Annotated in this window: 17 protein-coding genes; 10 read left to right on the plus strand and 7 right to left on the minus strand. The window is 64.0% G+C overall.

All coding sequences use genetic code 11. The features are described from left to right. Positions 1-23: 23 nt before the first annotated feature. The 3 genes from speB (AC2FM5_RS02735) to AC2FM5_RS02745 all read left to right on the plus strand — a co-directional run bounded on the left by speB (AC2FM5_RS02735) (position 24) and on the right by AC2FM5_RS02745 (position 2,492). Positions 24-1,001 (plus strand): agmatinase, encoded by a 978-nt coding sequence (gene speB / locus AC2FM5_RS02735; protein ID WP_496733752.1) that lies wholly within the window; start codon positions 24-26, stop codon positions 999-1,001. A 69-nt stretch (positions 1,002-1,070) separates the two neighbouring features. Beyond that, entirely contained in the window at positions 1,071-2,018 is a 948-nt protein-coding gene (speB, locus tag AC2FM5_RS02740) for an agmatinase (RefSeq protein WP_496733754.1), read from the plus strand. A 66-nt stretch (positions 2,019-2,084) separates the two neighbouring features. Beyond that, positions 2,085-2,492, plus strand: a complete 408-nt coding sequence (locus tag AC2FM5_RS02745) for a DUF1499 domain-containing protein (RefSeq protein WP_496733756.1) — start codon at positions 2,085-2,087, stop codon at positions 2,490-2,492. On the opposite strand, the gene AC2FM5_RS02750 is transcribed toward AC2FM5_RS02745, so the two are convergent. Further along, complete coding sequence (locus tag AC2FM5_RS02750) at positions 2,418-2,726, minus strand: hypothetical protein (RefSeq protein ID WP_425328542.1); 309 nt, start codon at positions 2,724-2,726, stop codon at positions 2,418-2,420. The genes AC2FM5_RS02745 and AC2FM5_RS02750 overlap by 75 nt on opposite strands. Before the next feature lie 56 nt (positions 2,727-2,782). Between AC2FM5_RS02750 and prfA the strand changes: the two genes are divergently transcribed. The 3 genes from prfA to AC2FM5_RS02765 all read left to right on the plus strand — a co-directional run bounded on the left by prfA (position 2,783) and on the right by AC2FM5_RS02765 (position 5,492). After that, positions 2,783-3,838: a peptide chain release factor 1 gene (prfA, locus tag AC2FM5_RS02755; protein WP_496733796.1), complete on the plus strand. Its 1,056-nt coding sequence runs from the start codon at positions 2,783-2,785 to the stop codon at positions 3,836-3,838. Next, complete coding sequence (gene prmC / locus AC2FM5_RS02760) at positions 3,835-4,680, plus strand: peptide chain release factor N(5)-glutamine methyltransferase (protein ID WP_496733758.1); 846 nt, start codon at positions 3,835-3,837, stop codon at positions 4,678-4,680. Before prfA ends, prmC begins: the two co-directional genes overlap by 4 nt. 239 nt (positions 4,681-4,919) lie before the next feature. Further along, positions 4,920-5,492 carry a DUF4167 domain-containing protein gene (locus AC2FM5_RS02765; RefSeq protein WP_170338278.1) on the plus strand — a complete coding sequence of 191 codons (573 nt, stop codon included), beginning with the start codon at positions 4,920-4,922 and terminating at the stop codon, positions 5,490-5,492. Between the two features lie 68 nt (positions 5,493-5,560). Here the strand turns inward: AC2FM5_RS02765 and rsmA are convergent, their stop codons facing one another. The 5 genes from rsmA to lptG all read right to left on the minus strand — a co-directional run bounded on the left by rsmA (position 5,561) and on the right by lptG (position 11,962). Next, positions 5,561-6,403, minus strand: a complete 843-nt coding sequence (gene rsmA / locus AC2FM5_RS02770) for a 16S rRNA (adenine(1518)-N(6)/adenine(1519)-N(6))-dimethyltransferase RsmA (protein ID WP_170390353.1) — start codon at positions 6,401-6,403, stop codon at positions 5,561-5,563. An 84-nt stretch (positions 6,404-6,487) separates the two neighbouring features. Then, positions 6,488-7,453, minus strand: coding sequence for a 4-hydroxythreonine-4-phosphate dehydrogenase PdxA (gene pdxA / locus AC2FM5_RS02775; protein WP_496733761.1), 966 nt, complete (start codon positions 7,451-7,453; stop codon positions 6,488-6,490). Next, positions 7,450-8,703 (minus strand): peptidylprolyl isomerase, encoded by a 1,254-nt coding sequence (locus AC2FM5_RS02780; protein WP_496733763.1) that lies wholly within the window; start codon positions 8,701-8,703, stop codon positions 7,450-7,452. The genes pdxA and AC2FM5_RS02780 overlap by 4 nt, the downstream gene beginning before the upstream one ends. After that, on the minus strand, positions 8,694-10,862 hold the full coding sequence (locus AC2FM5_RS02785) for an LPS-assembly protein LptD (protein ID WP_496733765.1): 2,169 nt from the start codon (positions 10,860-10,862) through the stop codon (positions 8,694-8,696). Before AC2FM5_RS02785 ends, AC2FM5_RS02780 begins: the two co-directional genes overlap by 10 nt. Next, positions 10,862-11,962 carry an LPS export ABC transporter permease LptG gene (gene lptG / locus AC2FM5_RS02790; protein WP_496733767.1) on the minus strand — a complete coding sequence of 367 codons (1,101 nt, stop codon included), beginning with the start codon at positions 11,960-11,962 and terminating at the stop codon, positions 10,862-10,864. Before lptG ends, AC2FM5_RS02785 begins: the two co-directional genes overlap by 1 nt. A 228-nt stretch (positions 11,963-12,190) precedes the next feature. Here lptG and AC2FM5_RS02795 point away from each other — a divergent pair, with 228 nt between their 5' ends. The 3 genes from AC2FM5_RS02795 to AC2FM5_RS02805 are packed head-to-tail and all read left to right on the plus strand — an operon-like array spanning position 12,191 to position 15,226. Then, on the plus strand, positions 12,191-13,657 hold the full coding sequence (locus AC2FM5_RS02795; protein WP_496733769.1) for a leucyl aminopeptidase: 1,467 nt from the start codon (positions 12,191-12,193) through the stop codon (positions 13,655-13,657). Positions 13,658-13,661: 4 nt separating this feature from the next. Next, positions 13,662-14,123, plus strand: a complete 462-nt coding sequence (locus AC2FM5_RS02800; protein ID WP_170366151.1) for a DNA polymerase III subunit chi — start codon at positions 13,662-13,664, stop codon at positions 14,121-14,123. Between the two features lie 56 nt (positions 14,124-14,179). Beyond that, positions 14,180-15,226: an aldo/keto reductase gene (locus AC2FM5_RS02805; protein ID WP_170599608.1), complete on the plus strand. Its 1,047-nt coding sequence runs from the start codon at positions 14,180-14,182 to the stop codon at positions 15,224-15,226. A 70-nt stretch (positions 15,227-15,296) separates the two neighbouring features. Here AC2FM5_RS02805 and AC2FM5_RS02810 read toward each other — a convergent pair whose 3' ends face one another. Next, entirely contained in the window at positions 15,297-16,283 is a 987-nt protein-coding gene (locus AC2FM5_RS02810) for a GlxA family transcriptional regulator (RefSeq protein WP_170358955.1), read from the minus strand. 133 nt (positions 16,284-16,416) lie between these two features. Between AC2FM5_RS02810 and bcoG the strand changes: the two genes are divergently transcribed. Further along, the gene (bcoG, locus tag AC2FM5_RS02815) at positions 16,417-17,331 is read left to right on the plus strand and encodes a 3-dehydrocarnitine:acetyl-CoA trimethylamine transferase BcoG (protein ID WP_496733772.1); all 915 of its coding nucleotides are present in this window, start codon (positions 16,417-16,419) and stop codon (positions 17,329-17,331) included. The last annotated feature ends 62 nt before the right edge of the window (positions 17,332-17,393 follow it).

The following is a 17,393-nucleotide window of genomic DNA, read 5'->3' on the forward strand; positions in this document are numbered from 1 at the left end:
TATCAGGGAGGATACGGGCCAAAATGGCATTGGAAGACGCGAAAAATCAGGTCGATGAGGCCTTTACCAACCCCGACCTGAAGGGGTTGAGCTATGAAAACACCTTTGGCGGGGCCACGTCCTTTCTGCGGCGGCTGTACACCAAGGATCTGACCGGCGCCGATATCGCAGTGACCGGCGTGCCGTTCGATCAGGCGGTGACCAACCGCCCCGGCACCCGTCTGGGCCCGCGCGCGATCCGCGAGGCCAGCGCCCTGCAATCGCCCGATGCGCCCTATGGTTGGCCTTTCGATGCGCTCAGCGAGCTGGCGATCATCGACTATGGCGACATGGCCTATGATTATGCCAACATCCCCGCCTTTCCCAACACGCTGACCAATCATATCCGCACCATTCTGGCGGCGGATGTGGCTTCGGTCACGCTGGGGGGCGACCACTATGTCAGCTTTCCCATTCTCAAGGCCTATGCCGAGAAATACGGGCCGATGTCGCTGTTGCAGTTCGACGCCCATACCGACACCTGGGCCGATGACGACATGAGCCGGGTGGACCACGGCACCATGTTCTATAAGGCGGTGAAGTCGGGGATCGTGGACCCGAAACGCTCGGTCCAGGTGGGGATCCGCACCACCAACGAAGACACGCTGGGCGTCAACATCATCGACGCGCGCGAGGTCTATGAATCCGGCCCCGCCGCCGTGGCGCAGAAGATCAAGGGCATTTTGGGCGACAGTCCTGTCTATCTGAGCTTTGATATCGACGGGCTGGACCCGGCCTTTGCCCCCGGCACCGGCACGCCGGTCTGGGGTGGGCTCAGCTCGATCCAGGCGCAGATCATCCTGCGCGACATCGCCGGGATCAACATCAAGGGCGGCGACGTGGTCGAAGTGTCTCCGCCGTTTGACACGTCGGGGGCCACGGCGATCGCGGGGGCGCATGTTGCGACCCAGATCATCTGCCTGCTGGGATGGACCAAGCTGGCGAAAGACGGGCGGCTTTAACCATTGGTTAGCCATGGTTTTGCTATGGCCGGTATCAGGTGAACCAACGGGACAGGGGGCGCGCACGCCATGAGCCAATTCAACCAACCCATCAGCGGCAATGATCTGGCGCGGTTTTCGGGGCCGAACACCTTCATGCGGTTGCCCGCGGCCGATACGCTGGCGGGGCTGGACGTGGCGGTGCTGGGCGTGCCGATGGATATCGGAACCTCGTGGCGGTCGGGCACCCGGTTCGGCCCCAAGCAGATCCGCGCCGAAAGCGCGATGATCCGGCCCTACAACATGGCCACCTTCGCTGCGCCTTTCGACAGCCTCCAGATCGCCGATATCGGAGATCTGGCGATCAACACCTTCTCGCTGGCCGACAGCCTTCGGATCATCAAGGAAAGCTATGACGCGATCCTTGCGCAGGGCGTGATCCCGGTGGCGATGGGGGGCGATCATTCGATCACACTGCCGATTCTGCGGGCCGTTGCCGCGAAACACGGGCCCGTTGCTCTGGTGCATGTGGACGCCCATGCCGACGTGAATGACGAAATGTTCGGCGAGCGCGAAACCCACGGCACCGTCTTTCGCCGCGCGTATGAAGAGGGGCTGATCGTGCCCGCCAAGACCTTTCAGGTCGGTATCCGCGGCTCGGGCTATGCGGCCAGCGATTTCACCGAGTCCAAGGGTTGGGGGTTCCGGCAGTTTCCTGCGTGGGAGTTGTGGCAACAGAACCTGACCCAGATCGGGGCGTTGATCCGCAAGGAAATCGGCAAGCATCCGGTTTATGTCACCTACGACATCGACAGCCTGGACCCGGCCTATGCCCCCGGCACCGGCACGCCCGAGATCGGCGGGCTGACCACGCCGCAGGCGCTGCAGCTGATCCACGCGCTGGGGGGCATGAACGTGGTCGGCTGCGACCTGGTCGAGGTCTCACCGCCCTATGATCCGTCGGGCAACACTGCGCTGACGGCGGCCAACCTGCTGTTCGAGCTGCTGTGCATCCTGCCCGGTGTGACGTCACGGTAAGCGGGGCCGGCAGGTCTTGCCAGGTACCGGCGGGCGGCTAGGGTTCTGCCGGAAGGTCTGATTGGAATGAAACGCATGGTTCTTTGGTTGATCGTCGCCGCGGTTGTCGGGCTTGGCCTCTATGTGCGGCTGGCACCGGCCGATCCCGCGCGCTGGCATGTGCCAGTCGTGGCCGAGGCAGATCGTGACCTGCCCGGAGGCGTGATCCGCGTGGTGCAGACCGGGCCGGACGGCCTCGCGCGGCTGGACAAGATGGCGCGGTCGACGCCGCGTACGACGGTGCTGGCCGGATCGGTGGATGAGGGCCGGATCACCTATGTGTCCCGCAGCCGGGTGTTCGGCTTTCCCGACTACACTACCGCCCAGCAGGACGGCGACACGTTGCGCATCTATGGACGGTTACGATTTGGCCGACGGGATTTCGACGTCAACCGCACCCGGGTCGACGGTTGGCTGGCGGCTCTGCAGTCCTGAAGACAGGCACCCCTCGGACACCTCGCGCCACATCGGCACGTTCAGCGACATCTGGCACTGAGCCATGAACATGCGGCCATCGACCTGCAGGCAGACCATCTCACCCAGTTCCACCCGTGCGCCGGATGTGTCGGTGCAATAGCAATCCTGCACCTTGCCACCGGGGCCGATGACATCGGCCAGACCGGGCGTTGCGCAGACAATCAGCAGGGCCATGATCCGTTTCATGGGCATAGCTTAGCACAAGCCGGGGCCTTGACCAAAGCCGTCGGATGATAGACACCGCCCCAATGATCCCCGAAGAACGTCTTGAACAGATCACTCAGCGATTCCAGTACCTCGAAGCGGCCATGTCCGATGGCGCCTCGGGCGGCGATATCGCGGCTTTGGCCAAGGAATATTCCGACCTCAAACCGGTGGTCGAACAGATCGCAGCCTGGCGCCAGCTGCGGGCCGATCTGGCCGAGGCCGAGGCGATGCTGGGCGACCCCGACATGAAAGAGCTGGCTGAAGAGGAGATCCCGCAGCTCAAGGCGCGCATCCCCGAGGCCGAGCATGCGCTGCAACTGGCGCTGCTGCCCAAGGACGCGGCCGATGCGCGGCCGGCGATGCTGGAGATTCGCCCCGGCACCGGCGGCGACGAGGCGGCGCTGTTCGCGGGCGACCTGCTGCGGATGTATCAGCGCTATGCCGAGGCGCGCGGCTGGCAGTTCGAGATCATCGAAGAACAGCGGACCGAACTGGGCGGCATCAAGGAAGTGGTGGCCCATATCAAGGGCGACAACGTCTTTGCCCGGCTGAAATACGAATCCGGCGTGCACCGCGTGCAGCGTGTACCCGAAACTGAAAGCGGCGGGCGCATACACACCTCGGCGGCGACGGTGGCGGTTCTGCCCGAGGCCGAGGACGTGGACATCCAGATCGACCCGAATGACATTCGCATCGACACGATGCGCAGCTCGGGCGCGGGTGGGCAGCACGTGAACACCACCGACTCGGCGGTACGGATCACCCACCTGCCGACGGGGATCGTGGTGACCAGTTCCGAGAAGTCACAGCACCGCAACCGCGAGATCGCGATGCAGGTGCTCAAGACGCGTCTCTATGACCTCGAACGTCAGCGGATCGACAGTGAGCGCTCGGCCGACCGGGCCAGCCAGGTGGGGTCGGGCGACCGCTCCGAGCGCATCCGTACCTATAATTTCCCGCAGGGCCGGATGACAGATCACCGGATCAACCTGACGCTCTACAAGCTCGACCAGATCATGCAGGGCGATCTGGACGAGGTGATCGATGCGCTGACCGCCGATGATCAGGCGCGCCTGTTGGCGGAGATGGCGCAATGATCGCGGCGCTGACAGCGGCACAGGCCATGGTGGCCGCCACCGCGCGCCTGCGGGCCGCAGGTGTGGACGACCCGGCGCGGGACGCCCGGGTTCTGCTGGCCCATGCCGCCCGGATCGAGGCCAGCCGCGTGACCCTGATCGCGCCCGAAGAGCTCTCGCCCGAGATCGCCGAACGCTATGAGCAACTGGTGTCGCTGCGCGCGATCCGGGTGCCGGTTTCCCATCTTCTGGGCGAGCGCGAATTCTACGGCCGACGCTTCCGCGTCAGCCGCGACGTACTGGACCCGCGCCCCGAAACCGAAGCGCTGATCGAAGCGGCCCTCAGCCAGCCGTTCGACCGCGTGCTGGATCTGGGCGTCGGCTCGGGCTGCATCCTGATCACTTTGCTTGCGGAACGCACCAGCGCAACCGGGCTGGGCGTCGACCTGAGCGAGGCCGCCTGCCTGCAGGCCAGCGCCAATGCGGTGGCCCACGGGGTGCAGGATCGGGCGGAAATCCAGCGCTCGGACTGGTTTGGAAACATTGGCGGCCATTTCGACCTGATCGTTTCCAATCCGCCCTATATCGCGCTGGATGAGATGGATGGGCTGTCTCCAGAAGTGCGCGAGCACGAGCCGCGTCTGGCTTTGACGGATGAAGCGGACGGGCTGGACGCCTATCGCCGGATTGCGGCCGGCGCCCCTGATCACCTTGTGCCCGGCGGACGGCTTTTGGTGGAAATCGGTCCGACACAGGCGCAGGCGGTTAGCGCGTTGTTCGACGCGGCGGGGCTGGCGGATATCCGTGTGGTTCCTGATCTGGACGGGCGGGACCGGGTGGTGGGCGCCAGAATGCCGGGCTAGCCGCGGATTCTGAGGCCGATTTACGCCGGTCGGGGTAAAAAACCCGGCATTTGGTGTATTAACCCCTTGTCTGCGCCGTCAGGACATGCTTACTCAGAGTAGTCAGCGCGGTTGACGCCCCTTCGGCGCACCCCTGACGCCAAGCCCAAAAAAGTCGACATCCCGTGACGGCACAGGCCACAGAGCAGCGCAGAATACGGGTGGATCGACAGTGCAAGACAAGGCTGACGTACAGTAAGATGAGATCCTCCAAATCCCGCTCGCGGGCAAAGAACAACCGCAATCGTCCCTCTGGTGGAAACGTCGTTAACCGGGTTTTCGACAGCTCGGGGCCCGAGGGCAAGGTGCGCGGCACGCCGCAGCAGATCATTGACAAGTACAACCAGCTGGCGCGCGATGCACAGCTGGCCAATGACCGCGTCGCTGCCGAAAACTTTCAGCAACATGCCGAGCATTACCTGCGCCTGCTGAGCGAGGCGCAACGCGAAATGGAAGCGCGTCGGGAAGAGCAGGAACGCCAGAACCGCGAGCGTCAGGCCGAGCGCGATCGGGAGCGGGCGGAACGGCAGGAACGTGAAGCCGCACGCCAGGCGGACCCGGCCGAGGCTCCGCAGCCGGACATCGTTGATCTGAACGCCGATTCGGATACTCCTGAATCCGGGCTTGTCGAGACGCCCGAAAGCGCGGGCGCCAAGGCCGAAGCGGCCGAGCGCAAGGACAAACCTGCCCGGAGACCGCGCGCACGCAAGCCTAAGGCCGTAGAAGAGCAGGCCCCCCAAGGCGGCGGTGATGCACCAGAGGCTGCCGAATAAGCCATAGCGGTTGCGCACAGAGTTCAAAGGCCCCGGTCAGAGATGTCCGGGGCCGTTTTCGTTCGGGATCAGGTTTTTTGTATCTCACGCGCCAGCGCGCAGAACGCTTCGAGTGATATCTGCTCGGCACGGTCGGTGGGCTTGATGCCGGCGGCGTTCAGGCGGTCCTCGATATCGGGGGCCATCCCCTTGAGCGACGCGCGCAGCATCTTGCGGCGTTGATTGAACGCAGCGGCCACGACACGTGACAGAATACCGGCATCGGCCGGAAAGCGGGGTTCGGGCAGGGCGGTCAGGTGGACCACGGCGCTGCTGACCTTGGGCGGCGGCGTGAACGCACCGGGGGGCAGGGACATGGCGATGCGCGCCTCGGCCCGCCACTGGGCCAGGATCGCCAGCCGCCCATAAGCCTTGGTGCCGGGCTGCGCCACGATGCGCTCGGCCACCTCGCGCTGGAACATCAGGGTCAGGCTCTGCCAGAAGGGTGGCCATTCCGGCGGGGTCAGCCAGCGCACCAGCAGTTCCGTGCCCACATTGTAGGGCAGATTGGCCGCCACGCGGATGGGCGGGTTCAGATGTTCAAGCGGATCGATTTCAAGAGCGTCGCCATTGATGACCTCGAGCCGCCCGGGATAGGCAGCGGCGATTTCCTGAAGCGCGGCGATGCAGCGGGTATCTTTTTCCACCGCCACCACCTTGCGCGCACCTTCGGCCAGCAAACCGCGGGTCAGGCCTCCGGGGCCGGGGCCGATCTCCAGCACGTCGCATTGGCTCAGGTCGCCGGCCTGCCGGGCGATCTTGGCCGTCAGGTTGAGATCGAGCAGGAAGTTCTGACCCAGCGACTTGCGCGCCGAGAGCTGGTGCTTGGCGATGACCTCGCGCAGCGGGGGGAGGGTGTCGATTGCGCTCATGATCCGGTTACCGTGGCGCGAGGGGCAGGCGGTGCGCCATAGAATTTTTGCCTCCGGCGGGGATATTTGGCGCCAGATGAAGGATCAAGTGCTTTGTGCCATGCGTTGGGCGAGTTTCAGCGCCTCGATCAGGCTGGTGGGGTTTGCGATGCCCTGTCCGGCGATGTCGAGCGCGGTGCCATGGTCGGGCGAGGTGCGGATGAAGGGCAGGCCCAGGGTCACGTTCACGCCACGGTCGAAGTCGAGGGTCTTGATCGGGATCAGCGCCTGATCGTGATACATGGCGATAGCGGCGTCATAGCGGGCGCGTGCGGCGGCGTGGAACATCGTGTCTGCCGGGTGCGGGCCGGTGACGGTGTAGCCCTCGGGGGTGAGATCGGCCAGCAGAGGGGCGATCCAGTCCAGTTCCTCGCGGCCCATCTTGCCACCCTCGCCGGCATGGGGGTTGAGCCCGGCCACCGCGATGCGAGGATGCGGGATGCCGAATTGGCGGCGCAGGCCGTCGGCGGTGATTGCGATCGTGTCGCGCAGCAGGTCGGGCGTGAGGCGCGAGGGCACCTGCGACAGCGGGATGTGGATCGTGGCGGGAACCACACGGAGTTGCTCACTGGCCAGCATCATCACCACGCGGGAACGGCCTGCCAGCGCCGCCAGAAACTCGGTATGGCCCGGATAGGCGAAATCGGCGCCGTCGATCAGGGCCTTCTTGTGGATCGGGGCCGTGCAGAGGGCCGAGGCCGCGCCCGATTGCACCAGTGACACGCCGGTTTCGATGGCGTCTATCACCGAAGGCGCATTGGCTGGATCGGGGTGGCCGGGCAGGTTCGGGGCCGGAAAGGTCAGCGGCAACACCGGCAGCGCCCCTGCGCAGATGTCAGCCACCTGGGCGGGGTCTACGATCTCGGTCGTGGGAATGTTGTCCGGCAGATGGTCGAGATCGCCGATGTAGAAGAATGGGCAGCTGTCGCGCAATGCGGTCCAAGCCTTGGCGGCGATCTCCGGACCGATGCCCGAAGGTTCTCCGCAGCTGAGCGCGATGGGCGCGGTCATTGCTCGATGATGGTGGCGTCGGCGCGCAGTTGTTCGACGAGGCTGTTGGCGAATGCCTGCAGGCGTTGCTGCGTCAGCGCGTTGGCCACGTCCTCGCGCGACGTGTCCTCACCCAGATCGCGCGTCCGATTGCACAGCATGAGGAACACCAGCGTCTGGCCGTTGTTTCGGGTCAGAGAGGTCGACACCTCGTTTGGGTCCAGCTTGGCGAGTTCCAGCGCGATGTCGCGCGGGATTTCGGACGGACTTGCCGAGACCCGGTCGAGTACCTCGGGCGGTTGCCCCTTGGCGATGCCGTACAGGTCGTCGCAGGTATCCACCGTTTCCTTCAGTTCGGCGGCTCTTTGCAGTGTTTCGGGGCTGAGTCCGCCAGGCAGGTAATAGGCCGCATAGTCGATCTTGGAGAACCGCGGCGTGCTGGCGGCCACTTCTCGCAGGCCGCGCATCTGGAACAGGGCTACGGCGTTGGGCAGGCTCAGCGGGGCCGTGACCTCGCCATTCTTCAGGCCAAGGATAACCGGTTGCAGCGCCGGAGGCAGGTTGCTGACGTTCAACCAGTCCAGGCGTCCGCCATTTTCGCGTGTCGGCGCTGCCGAGTACTGCGTGGCGGCGGCCGAAAATGCATCGATGGTTTCGACACGGGCGATCTCGTCGGCCAAGGCTTCGGCCTGTGCCAAGGTCTGCGCATTCACGGGGATGATGATTTCGGACAGCAAAACCTGAAGACCGCCACCGCCGGTCTGACCCATTGCACGGTCAATCTCGTCGTCCGTCGGACGGGCCTGAGAGATAAAACGGGCGCTGACATAGTCGCGCCATGCCAGCTGACTGGATACATAATCCCGCACGGTTTCCCGGTCGATGCCCGCATCAGCCAGTGCCTTCAGGAATTGATCCGGGGTCAGCTGACCACGCGAGGCGAATTCGTCGATCGCAACCTGAATGTCTTCGGGTGTGGGCTGGATACCGGCTTCACGCATGGCCTGTTTGCGCAGGCGTTCGTCGATCAGTGCCTTACGGACTTCGGCCTCAGAGCTGCCGGGGATACCCAGAATCTCAAGAAACCGCTGGCGCTGATCCAGTTCGTACCAGGTGACGATGTCCTGATTCACGCGGATCGCCGGTGAAAACAAGCTTTGCGCGGGGGCTTGCTGAGGCGCAACTGCCAGCATGGCGACCGCGAGGCCGGGCGCAAATACCGTCAGCCAACGGGAACGAAAGAACCTGGAAAAACCTGAAATCAGCTGCATTTTCTTTTATACTTCTTGCCCCCGCCTTCAACGGCGTATCCTGTCAGTGCAACGGTAAAGCCGAATTCCGTCGAAGGCTCAATACTTGATGTCGAAGTATATCGCCGGCTGACGGACATGTTAACCTGCACACATTCATTTTCATACGTCACACCCAAGCCCAGCCGCAGCGGTTCGGATTCTGCCAGATCATAGCGGGCCAGGGCGTTGGCTCTCCAGTTTTCATCCAGTCGTTGACGTGCGGTCAACCGTATCTCGGATGTTTCCATGTCAAGGTTTTCGGCCGGGTCCGGCTGCTGCCAGATATAGCTTCCGCCCAGTTGGGTCCCCTCGTTGGCCCAGGTTCCGCGCAATTCAGCCTTGGTAAAGCTGAAATCGCCATCCATCAATCCACGTGCGGCCAGCGTCAGGCCATTGTTCGTCTTGATCTGCCCTGCCAGCAGCAGGTCGGACGAAGTTCCCTGCAGGCCGGACGTAGCGGTGAAGTTCGGATCGGCGGTCGAGCGGAAGACCTGGCCGACCGTGGCCAATGCCCGCCAACCGCCCGGGGCATACCGAGCCCAGTTCACGCCCACGACCGCCGTCGTGCCGTCTTCGCGTCGATCCTCGGCCGGAAAGCGCGACAGGGACAACAGGTTGCCCTGGTCAAATTCCTGGAAGGTGCTTTCGTCATCGGGCACATCGGTGTCCGAAACATGGGTCCAGCCAAACTGCGCGATCGGCTCAAGAAACTGGGTCGCGCCGGAGGCTTCGCGCCGGGTCATCGGATAGCGAAGTGTCAAAGCCGCACGCGGGGTCGACCGGGTGATCTGGTCGGGGTAGGCGCTGTCATTGCGAATGTCGAACGTGTCGACCGAAGCCCCCAGTTCAGCGTCCGCGCGCAGCCCGGAGGCAAAGGTCCAGCTGCGCAGCCACTGGGCGTCGAATGTGGCGCGGGCCACATCGCGCCCGATGGTATCCTCGTCGCTGGTCCGGGTGTGGGTGTGGGTGACGAAGCCCAACCGCACCTCACCGCCGACAGCGGACGCGGGGAAATAGCGTTTCTGGTAGAACAGATCGAAGACCTGCGACGGGATCTCATCCTGTTCCTCGCTGTCGCGAAGGGTCTTGTAGTGAATGAAGCTGGTCCGAAACGCCGTGTCGCGTTTGATGCGCTCAAGCGCAATCTCGCTGCGCAGACGGTCATAGTCAGGCAGCCCATAGTCCGCCAAGTACGAGTCGTCCGATGCGGTCTGGACGTCAAAGGTCAGCCGGAAGTCGTTCGGCAGATTGAACCAGCCATTTGCAAAGAAATAGCCCCGATCCTGCTCCTGCTGTACATCGTCGCGGGTATAGGCCCCTTCAAACTGGATGCGGCCGTTCTTGAAGGCCTGCCGGTAGCGATAGCCAAGCGTCGTGGTCTTGGACGACAGGTAGGGGGTCAGCGTCAGATCCCTGTGATCGCCCAGTTTGAAGAAATACGGCGTTTTGACGCCGGTACCCAACTGCGAGGTCGTGCGGATTGACGGCACCAGAAATCCGGTTGCCCGGTCCAGTGTCGGGTCCGGCAGACGCAGGGTTGGAAAGTAGAAAACCGGCACATCCAGAATGCGGAACTGGGCGCCCTCGAAATACAACTGCCGTTCGAGCTGATCATGCGTGACCTTGCGCGCCCGGATCTGCCAGAGGGGCGGCCGACCGTCGGCGCAGACATGGCAGGACGTGGCCGAGACTTTGCTGAACTGCGTGTAGCGTCCTGCCGCGCGGGTTGCCTGAACCGACGCGATCTGTACCTGCTGGTCGAACACCAGCCGTGCGCCGGTCAACAACCCGTTCTGGATGCCGTCATCCAGCTGCGCTGAGTCCGCAAGGACGGTCGAGCGTCCGCCCTGATCGATCCGGATCGGACCCTCCAGCGTCAGCTCGCCCGACTCGCGGTCAAACACCACGCGCTGTGCGGACAGTTTGACGTCGCCCTGAAAGGCTTCGACATTGCCCTCGGCCACCAGTTTGCGATCCGGGGTGATGAAGATCCTGTCAGCCACCAGCAGGGCAGGCTGATCCTGTTGTTGTGCCGTGTCAGGCGCGGGCGTACTGGTCTCCGAGGTCTGGGCCAATGCCAGCCCCGGACCGGAAAAGAACACGGCACTGGACAAAAGAAGGGGCAGAAAGCGCCGCATCAGCCGTCCTCCGCGTGCAGCAGAAGGCCGAGCGACAGCAATATGGCCGCAAACGGTGGTGCCCAGGCCGCAATCACAATCGGCAATTGGCCGTTCTCGCCCAAAATCTGAGCGAAATTGCGCACGAAATATACGCCGAACCCCAGAAGAACAGCCGTCAGCACGGCGACGCCGGTGCCCCCGAACCGCACATGCCGCATGGTGAAAGCCGCGCCGATCAACACCATCGAAATCAGGAAGAATGGGCGCGCCAGCTGCACCTGCAGCCAAACCTCGTATTGCTTGGTTGAAAAGCCCGCCTCGCGCAGGTCGCGGATCAGTTGGGGCAGGTCATAGACCGAGACGCTGTCCTGTTGGCCCAAGGTTTCAAGAATGCGCTGACGGGTCAGCGAAGTGGGCAGCCGCAGGGTCTCATGCGAGACGGCGTGGGTCTCGGGGTTGGTGTCGCTGGACAGGGGCCATTCCTTGGTGTTGCGCAGGATCCAGGCCCCGTCGTCGAGGCGAGCGCCGTCGGCGATGATTTGACGGGTCGGAAGACCTTCGGGCGAAAACGTGATGATGGTCACGTCGATCAATTCAAGCTCGGCGTCGTTGGTCGATGCGCGGGCATGGATCACCGATTGGCCCTGCGGCGAGCCCTGACGCAGCCAAAGCCCGTCGCGGCTGATCGAGAGAGCGGAACTGCCACCGTTTTTGTATAGATCCGAGAAATGCCGGTACTGCTCGGACGTGGCCGCCGCAATCGGGTTCAGCAGGGCCACCGCCAGAGTTCCGATTATCAGCGCCAGAAGGACCGGTGCCAACAGCGCGCGGATACCCGAGCGGCCGATCGCCCGGGTCACCACCAACTCCGAGCTGCGTGCGAGGCCGACAAACAGGGCAATGGTCGACAGGATCATCAACAGCGGCAGCATCTCGCTTATCGCAGCGGGTGTGTTCAACAGCGTCAGCTGCAGAACCTGGCCAAATGACAGGTCGGCGTCATTGAACCGACGGGCCTGTTCGATCAGGTCGATCAGGATCATCAGTGTCAGGAAGATGGCCCCAATCACCAGAAAGCTCTGCAAAAAGCGGCGGGCGAAGTACCGGTCCAGAATCACGGCCGCATCCCCGGCACGTGGCGTCCAGCAGGCCTGTTGCCAGAATCGCCAAGGCACAAAAACATGCGCGACGGCCTATGCCTGCCGAATGATGCCAAGTTTTCTCCCCCGAGCCTGCCGGTCATTTTGGCGCGACCTTAATGCAATTGGCGGGCGGGGAAAACTGCTATCTGGTCAATGGCGGCGGCGCGGGCTAGGTCTGTGGGCAGAGTTTTTCAGGAGCAAGAAATGAGCAGTCTGGTACCAATCCGTTTTCAAGCCTTCGAACTGGACCTGATGGCGCAGGCCCAAGGCCGGGTGGCCATTCTCATTCCCGCCGATGGCAAGATGAACCCCGCCGCGCGCCGCGCAAACCGACTGACCCGTGGTGCCGTGGCCCGGCTGGTGGAAAGCGACCGTTTCGCCAAGGTCAAGACTGGCGACGTGATCTCGTTGGCTTGGCCCGGCGGGATGGAGGCAGAGGCATTGGACATCCTCGTCCTGCCACGCCGCCCCGAACCGGACGAAGCCCGCAAGGGCGGTGCTGCGCTGGCCAAGCTGGCAGGTGGCAAGGACCTGCTGGTCATGGCGGGCAACCAGGTACGGACCGAGGAACTGGCCTTGGGCATTGCTTTGCGCAGTTATGATTTTGACGCGCACAAAACCACGGACGATGACGCAAAAGGCGCGGTGTCCATCTGCCACGCCAAGCCCGACGACGCCAAGGCCGCCTTCGCACCGCTCTATGCGGTTGCTGATGGTGTGCGCATGACCCGCGACCTGACGAACGAACCGGCCAACATCCTGACAACGAGCGAATTTGCCAACCGTCTGAAAGAGATGGAGGATTTGGGCCTGAAGGTCGAGGTGCTGGACGAAGACAAGCTGGCCGAGTTGGGCATGAGGACCCTGCTGAGCGTCGGGCAAGGGTCGGACAGCCCCTCGAAAGTCGTCGTGATGCAGTGGAATGGCGGCGATGCTGATGACGCACCGCTGGTTCTGGTCGGCAAGGGGGTCGTTTTCGACACCGGCGGTATTTCGATCAAACCGGCCGCTGGTATGGAAGATATGACCATGGACATGGGCGGCGCAGGCGTCGTTGCGGGCACCATGCGCGCATTGGCCAAGCGTAAGGCCAAGGCCAATGTCGTGGGCCTGGTCGGGCTGGTCGAGAACATGCCCTCGGGCAGTGCCACGCGGCCGGGCGACGTCGTGAAGTCGATGAAGGGCGATACGGTCGAGATCATCAACACCGACGCCGAAGGCCGTTTGGTGCTGTGTGACGTCATGTGGTACGCACAGGAGCGGTTCAATCCGGTCGGCATGATCGATCTGGCCACCTTGACCGGCGCGATCATCATCGGGCTGGGGCATGAAAACGCAGGCGTGTTTTCCAACAACGACACCTTCTGCGACGCGTTCCTGAAGGCGGCCCGGGCCGAGGATGAAGGCGCGTGGCGTATGCCGCTGGGGCAGGCTTATGACGATCTGCTGAAGTCGCGCATCGCGGACATGAAGAACGTGGGCGGCCGGCCGGCCGGTTCGATCACCGCAGCGCAGTTTCTGCAGCGTTTCGTCAAGGAAGAAACACCCTGGATCCATTTGGATATCGCGGGCGTGGCCTCGGTCGCGGTGGAAACGTCCTATGCGCCCAAGGGCGCCACGGGTTGGGGCGTCCGTGCGCTCAGCCGTTTCGTGCAGGACAATTTCGAGTAGGTCGATGGGCGCCGTCTACTTCTACCACCTGACCCGCCATCCACTTGAGCAGACCTTGCCGGTATTGCTGGACAAGGCACGACAGGCCGGGTGGCGGATTGCGGTGCGAGGTACTGACCCTGCGCGGATGGACTGGCTGGACGAAAGGCTTTGGCTGGGCCCCGAAGACGCGTTTCTGCCGCATGGGCAGGCAGGTGGGCCGTATGACGCGGTTCAGCCGATTCTGCTGACTACCGAGGCGGACGCTGCCAACAACCCGTCTTGCCTGATGGCGGTGGACGGGGCCGAGGTGACGCCGGATGAGGTGACCGCCTCGGAGCGGGTTTGCATCCTGTTCGACGGCAACGATCCAAGCGCGGTGGACCATGCGCGTGGTCAATGGAAGACGCTGACCGCGGCGGGTTGCGCGGCGCAGTATTGGTCGGAGGAATCCGGCCGTTGGGAGAAAAAGGCCGAATCCGGCTGACTTGGGACCAAAATCAGATTGCAGGCGTGGCGATCCGCGCGACAGGAGATTGATTGATGAAAATGAAACCGTTGGGCCGCACGGGCATCCAGGTCTCGGACCTGTGCCTCGGAACCATGACATTCGGCACGCAGACCCCCGAGGCGGATGCGCATCGTCAGATCGACACGGCGCTGGCAGCCGGGATCAATTTCCTTGATGCCGCCGAGATGTACCCGGTCAACCCGATCACCAAGGAGACCGTAGGCAAGACCGAGCAGATCATCGGCAACTGGAATGCGGCACATCCGGCCCGCCGCGGAAGCTATGTTCTGGCGACCAAGCACTCGGGGGCCGGCTTCACGCATGCGCGGGACGGAGCACCGATCTCGGCCAGCACGATCCCCGGGGCCATCGAGGGATCGTTGCGGCGTCTGCAGACCGACTACATCGACCTGTACCAATTTCACTGGCCCAACCGAGGCAGTTACATGTTCCGGCAGAACTGGGACTATGACCCCTCGGGCGGCGACAGGCAGGCGGTTCTGGACAACATGCGCGAATGCCTCGAGGCGCTGCAGGCGCAGGTGGACAAGGGCAATATCCGCGCCTTCGGCCTGTCGAACGAAAGCGCCTGGGGAACCGCCCAGTGGCTGCGCTTGTCGGAAGAGATGGGTGCGCCGCGGGTGGCCTCGGTCCAGAATGAGTATTCCCTGCTGTGCCGCCTGTATGACACCGACATGGCCGAGTTGAGCGCCTATGAGGATGTGGGTCTGTTGGCCTTCTCGCCGCTGGCCGCCGGATTTCTGACCGGCAAGTATCAGGGCGGGGCGGTGCCCGAGGGATCGCGCATGTCGATCGTGCCGCAGATGGGCGGGCGCAAAGGCGACCGGGTTTTCGACGCGGTCGAAGCCTATCTGGCGATTGCCGCTAAACACGGGCTGGACCCGGTGCACATGGCGCTGGCCTGGTGCCAGGCGCGGCCATTCATGACCTCGGTCATCTTCGGCGCGACCACGCAGGCGCAGCTGGAGCGGATCCTGGAGGGGCGGGATGTCGTGCTGTCCGATGAGGTTATGGCCGAGATCAACGCGGCCCATCGCGCGCATCCGATGCCGTATTGAGGGATGGGGGCGCTGCGCCCGTCGCCGTGGCCAACTCCCCCCAAATCTATGACCAGATGAAGCTCGCCCGTCAGTGATGGGTGGGCTGGGTGCGGTCCTGCCTGAGGTCGCGGGCGGATAGTCCATGCGCCGTGCGGAAAGCGCGCGCAAAGCTGGATTGTGACGTGAACCCCGTGGCCAGTGCCACATCCATCAGCGGCATGTCGGTATCGGTGACCAGACGGCGGGCCTCGGCCAGGCGCAGTTGCAGGTAGTGGTCCTGTGGCGTGGTGTTGAGGCGCAGGCGGAATTGCTGCTGCAGGGTGCGCGGGCTGGTTCCCAGGGCCTTTGCGATCTCGGCCAGGGGCAGCGGGTCGTCCAGCGCGGCCTGCATGATCGCGTTGGCGCGGGCGGTCAGGGCGCTGTGGCGGTGTGGCGCCCCAGTACGGCTCTGTGGTCTGCCGGGTTCGGGGGCGCCTTCGTAGAGGAACAGGCCCGAGACACGGGCCGCGAAGCCGGCGCCGTGGCGTGCCGCGATGATTTGCAGCATCATCTCGACCGCGGGGATCGCGCCGCCCGAGGTCAGGCGGTTGCCCGACACGGTGAACCGGTCGGGGCGCACGTCGACTTCGGGGAAGCGGCTGGCGAAGGTCTCGAGATCTTCCCAATGGGTGGTGGCGGCGTGACCGTCAAGCAGCCCCGCTTCGGCCAACAGCCAGGGGCCTCCGTCGATGCCCGCCATCGTGGCGCCGGTATTGGCGATGCGGCGCAGCCCGGCCAGAAGGCTGGGGGTGGCGTGGCGCACCAGGTTGAACCCCGCGATCACGATCATCAGGTCGCAGTGGTCGAGACGCGCCAGCGGGATGCCCGGCACCTGCAACGCGCTGGTCAGCATCGCCGGCTCGGGCGTGGCGGTCACGTAGTCCCAGTCGAAGGCCGGGCGGTCGGCCAGCCGGTTGGCGGCGCGCATCGGGTCCACCGCCGAGGCGAAGCTGAGCGTGTTGCACTCGTCCAGCACCAGAACGGCGGTTTTCAGCGCGCGGTGCTCGGGCTGGAGGATGTTTTTTGCGGATTTCATCAAGTCTGATTCGCATTCTGGCAAGTTGTCTGGTCAAGGCTGCGCCAGAGTCGGGGCCAGACGCAAATCGGAATCCGGGGAGAAGCCTGGGGAAAACCCATGGCGAAGCCGTGTATAACTTGGGGATAACACCATGCCTTTGGAAATGAACCGCGAAGTATTCATCACTTGTGCCGTGACCGGCTCGGGTGGGACGCAGGATCGCAGCCCGCATGTGCCGCGTTCGCCCAAGCAGATCGCCGACAGTGCGATCGCGGCCGCCAAGGCCGGGGCGGCGGTGGCTCATTGCCATGTGCGCGACCCCGAAACCGGCGCGCCCAGCCGCCGTCTTGACCTGTATCGCGAGGTGACGGACCGCATCCGCGACGCCGAGGTGGACGTGGTTCTGAACCTGACCGCCGGCATGGGCGGTGACATCGTGTTCGGCGGAGTCGAAGCCCCTTTTCCCGTGGCCGAGGGGACCGACATGATCGGTGCCTCGGAACGCGTGGCCCATGTGGCCGAGTGTCTGCCCGAAATCTGCACGCTGGATTGCGGCACCATGAACTTTGCCGAGGCCGACTATGTGATGACCAACACGCCGGGCGCGTTGCGGGCGATGGGGCAGATGATGACCGATCTGGGGGTGAAGCCCGAGATCGAGGCCTTTGACACTGGCCATCTGTGGTTTGCCAAGCAACTGGTGAAAGAGGGCGTTCTGGCCCCGAATGCGCTGGTGCAGCTGTGCATGGGCGTGCCGTGGGGCGCGCCGGACGACCTGAACACCTTCATGGCGATGGTGAACAACGTGCCCGACGACTGGACCTTCAGCGCGTTCTCGCTGGGGCGGCATCAGATGGCCTATGTGGCGGCCTCGGTTCTGGCGGGCGGCAACGTGCGCGTGGGGCTCGAGGACAACCTGTGGCTGGACAAGGGGGTGCTGGCCGAGAACTGGCAACTGGTCGAGCGCGCCGGAACGATCATCGAGAACATGGGCGCGCGGGTGATCGGCCCGGCCGAGGTGCGCGAGAAACTGGGGCTGGTCAAACGGGCGCCTGTGGCGTCCTGACGGGCGGGGCGACCCTCGCAAAATCTGTCAAACAACGATGGCCCCCGGTGCGGCGTGAACGT

The sequence above is a fragment of the Ruegeria sp. BHSA162 genome, assembly GCF_059613385.1.

Coding starts and splice junctions, on each gene's coding strand:
- AC2FM5_RS02805 (WP_170599608.1), top strand. CDS start 14,180: ATGAAAATGAAACCGTTGGGCCGCACGGGCATCCAGGTCTCGGACCTG.
- pdxA (WP_496733761.1), bottom strand. CDS start 7,453: ATGACCGCGCCCATCGCGCTCAGCTGCGGAGAACCTTCGGGCATCGGT.
- prfA (WP_496733796.1), top strand. CDS start 2,783: ATGATCCCCGAAGAACGTCTTGAACAGATCACTCAGCGATTCCAGTAC.
- AC2FM5_RS02810 (WP_170358955.1), bottom strand. CDS start 16,283: ATGAAATCCGCAAAAAACATCCTCCAGCCCGAGCACCGCGCGCTGAAA.
- prmC (WP_496733758.1), top strand. CDS start 3,835: ATGATCGCGGCGCTGACAGCGGCACAGGCCATGGTGGCCGCCACCGCG.
- AC2FM5_RS02765 (WP_170338278.1), top strand. CDS start 4,920: ATGAGATCCTCCAAATCCCGCTCGCGGGCAAAGAACAACCGCAATCGT.
- AC2FM5_RS02795 (WP_496733769.1), top strand. CDS start 12,191: ATGAGCAGTCTGGTACCAATCCGTTTTCAAGCCTTCGAACTGGACCTG.
- AC2FM5_RS02745 (WP_496733756.1), top strand. CDS start 2,085: ATGAAACGCATGGTTCTTTGGTTGATCGTCGCCGCGGTTGTCGGGCTT.
- AC2FM5_RS02750 (WP_425328542.1), bottom strand. CDS start 2,726: ATGCCCATGAAACGGATCATGGCCCTGCTGATTGTCTGCGCAACGCCC.
- AC2FM5_RS02780 (WP_496733763.1), bottom strand. CDS start 8,703: ATGCAGCTGATTTCAGGTTTTTCCAGGTTCTTTCGTTCCCGTTGGCTG.
- speB (WP_496733752.1), top strand. CDS start 24: ATGGCATTGGAAGACGCGAAAAATCAGGTCGATGAGGCCTTTACCAAC.
- AC2FM5_RS02800 (WP_170366151.1), top strand. CDS start 13,662: ATGGGCGCCGTCTACTTCTACCACCTGACCCGCCATCCACTTGAGCAG.
- AC2FM5_RS02785 (WP_496733765.1), bottom strand. CDS start 10,862: ATGCGGCGCTTTCTGCCCCTTCTTTTGTCCAGTGCCGTGTTCTTTTCC.
- bcoG (WP_496733772.1), top strand. CDS start 16,417: ATGCCTTTGGAAATGAACCGCGAAGTATTCATCACTTGTGCCGTGACC.
- rsmA (WP_170390353.1), bottom strand. CDS start 6,403: ATGAGCGCAATCGACACCCTCCCCCCGCTGCGCGAGGTCATCGCCAAG.
- speB (WP_496733754.1), top strand. CDS start 1,071: ATGAGCCAATTCAACCAACCCATCAGCGGCAATGATCTGGCGCGGTTT.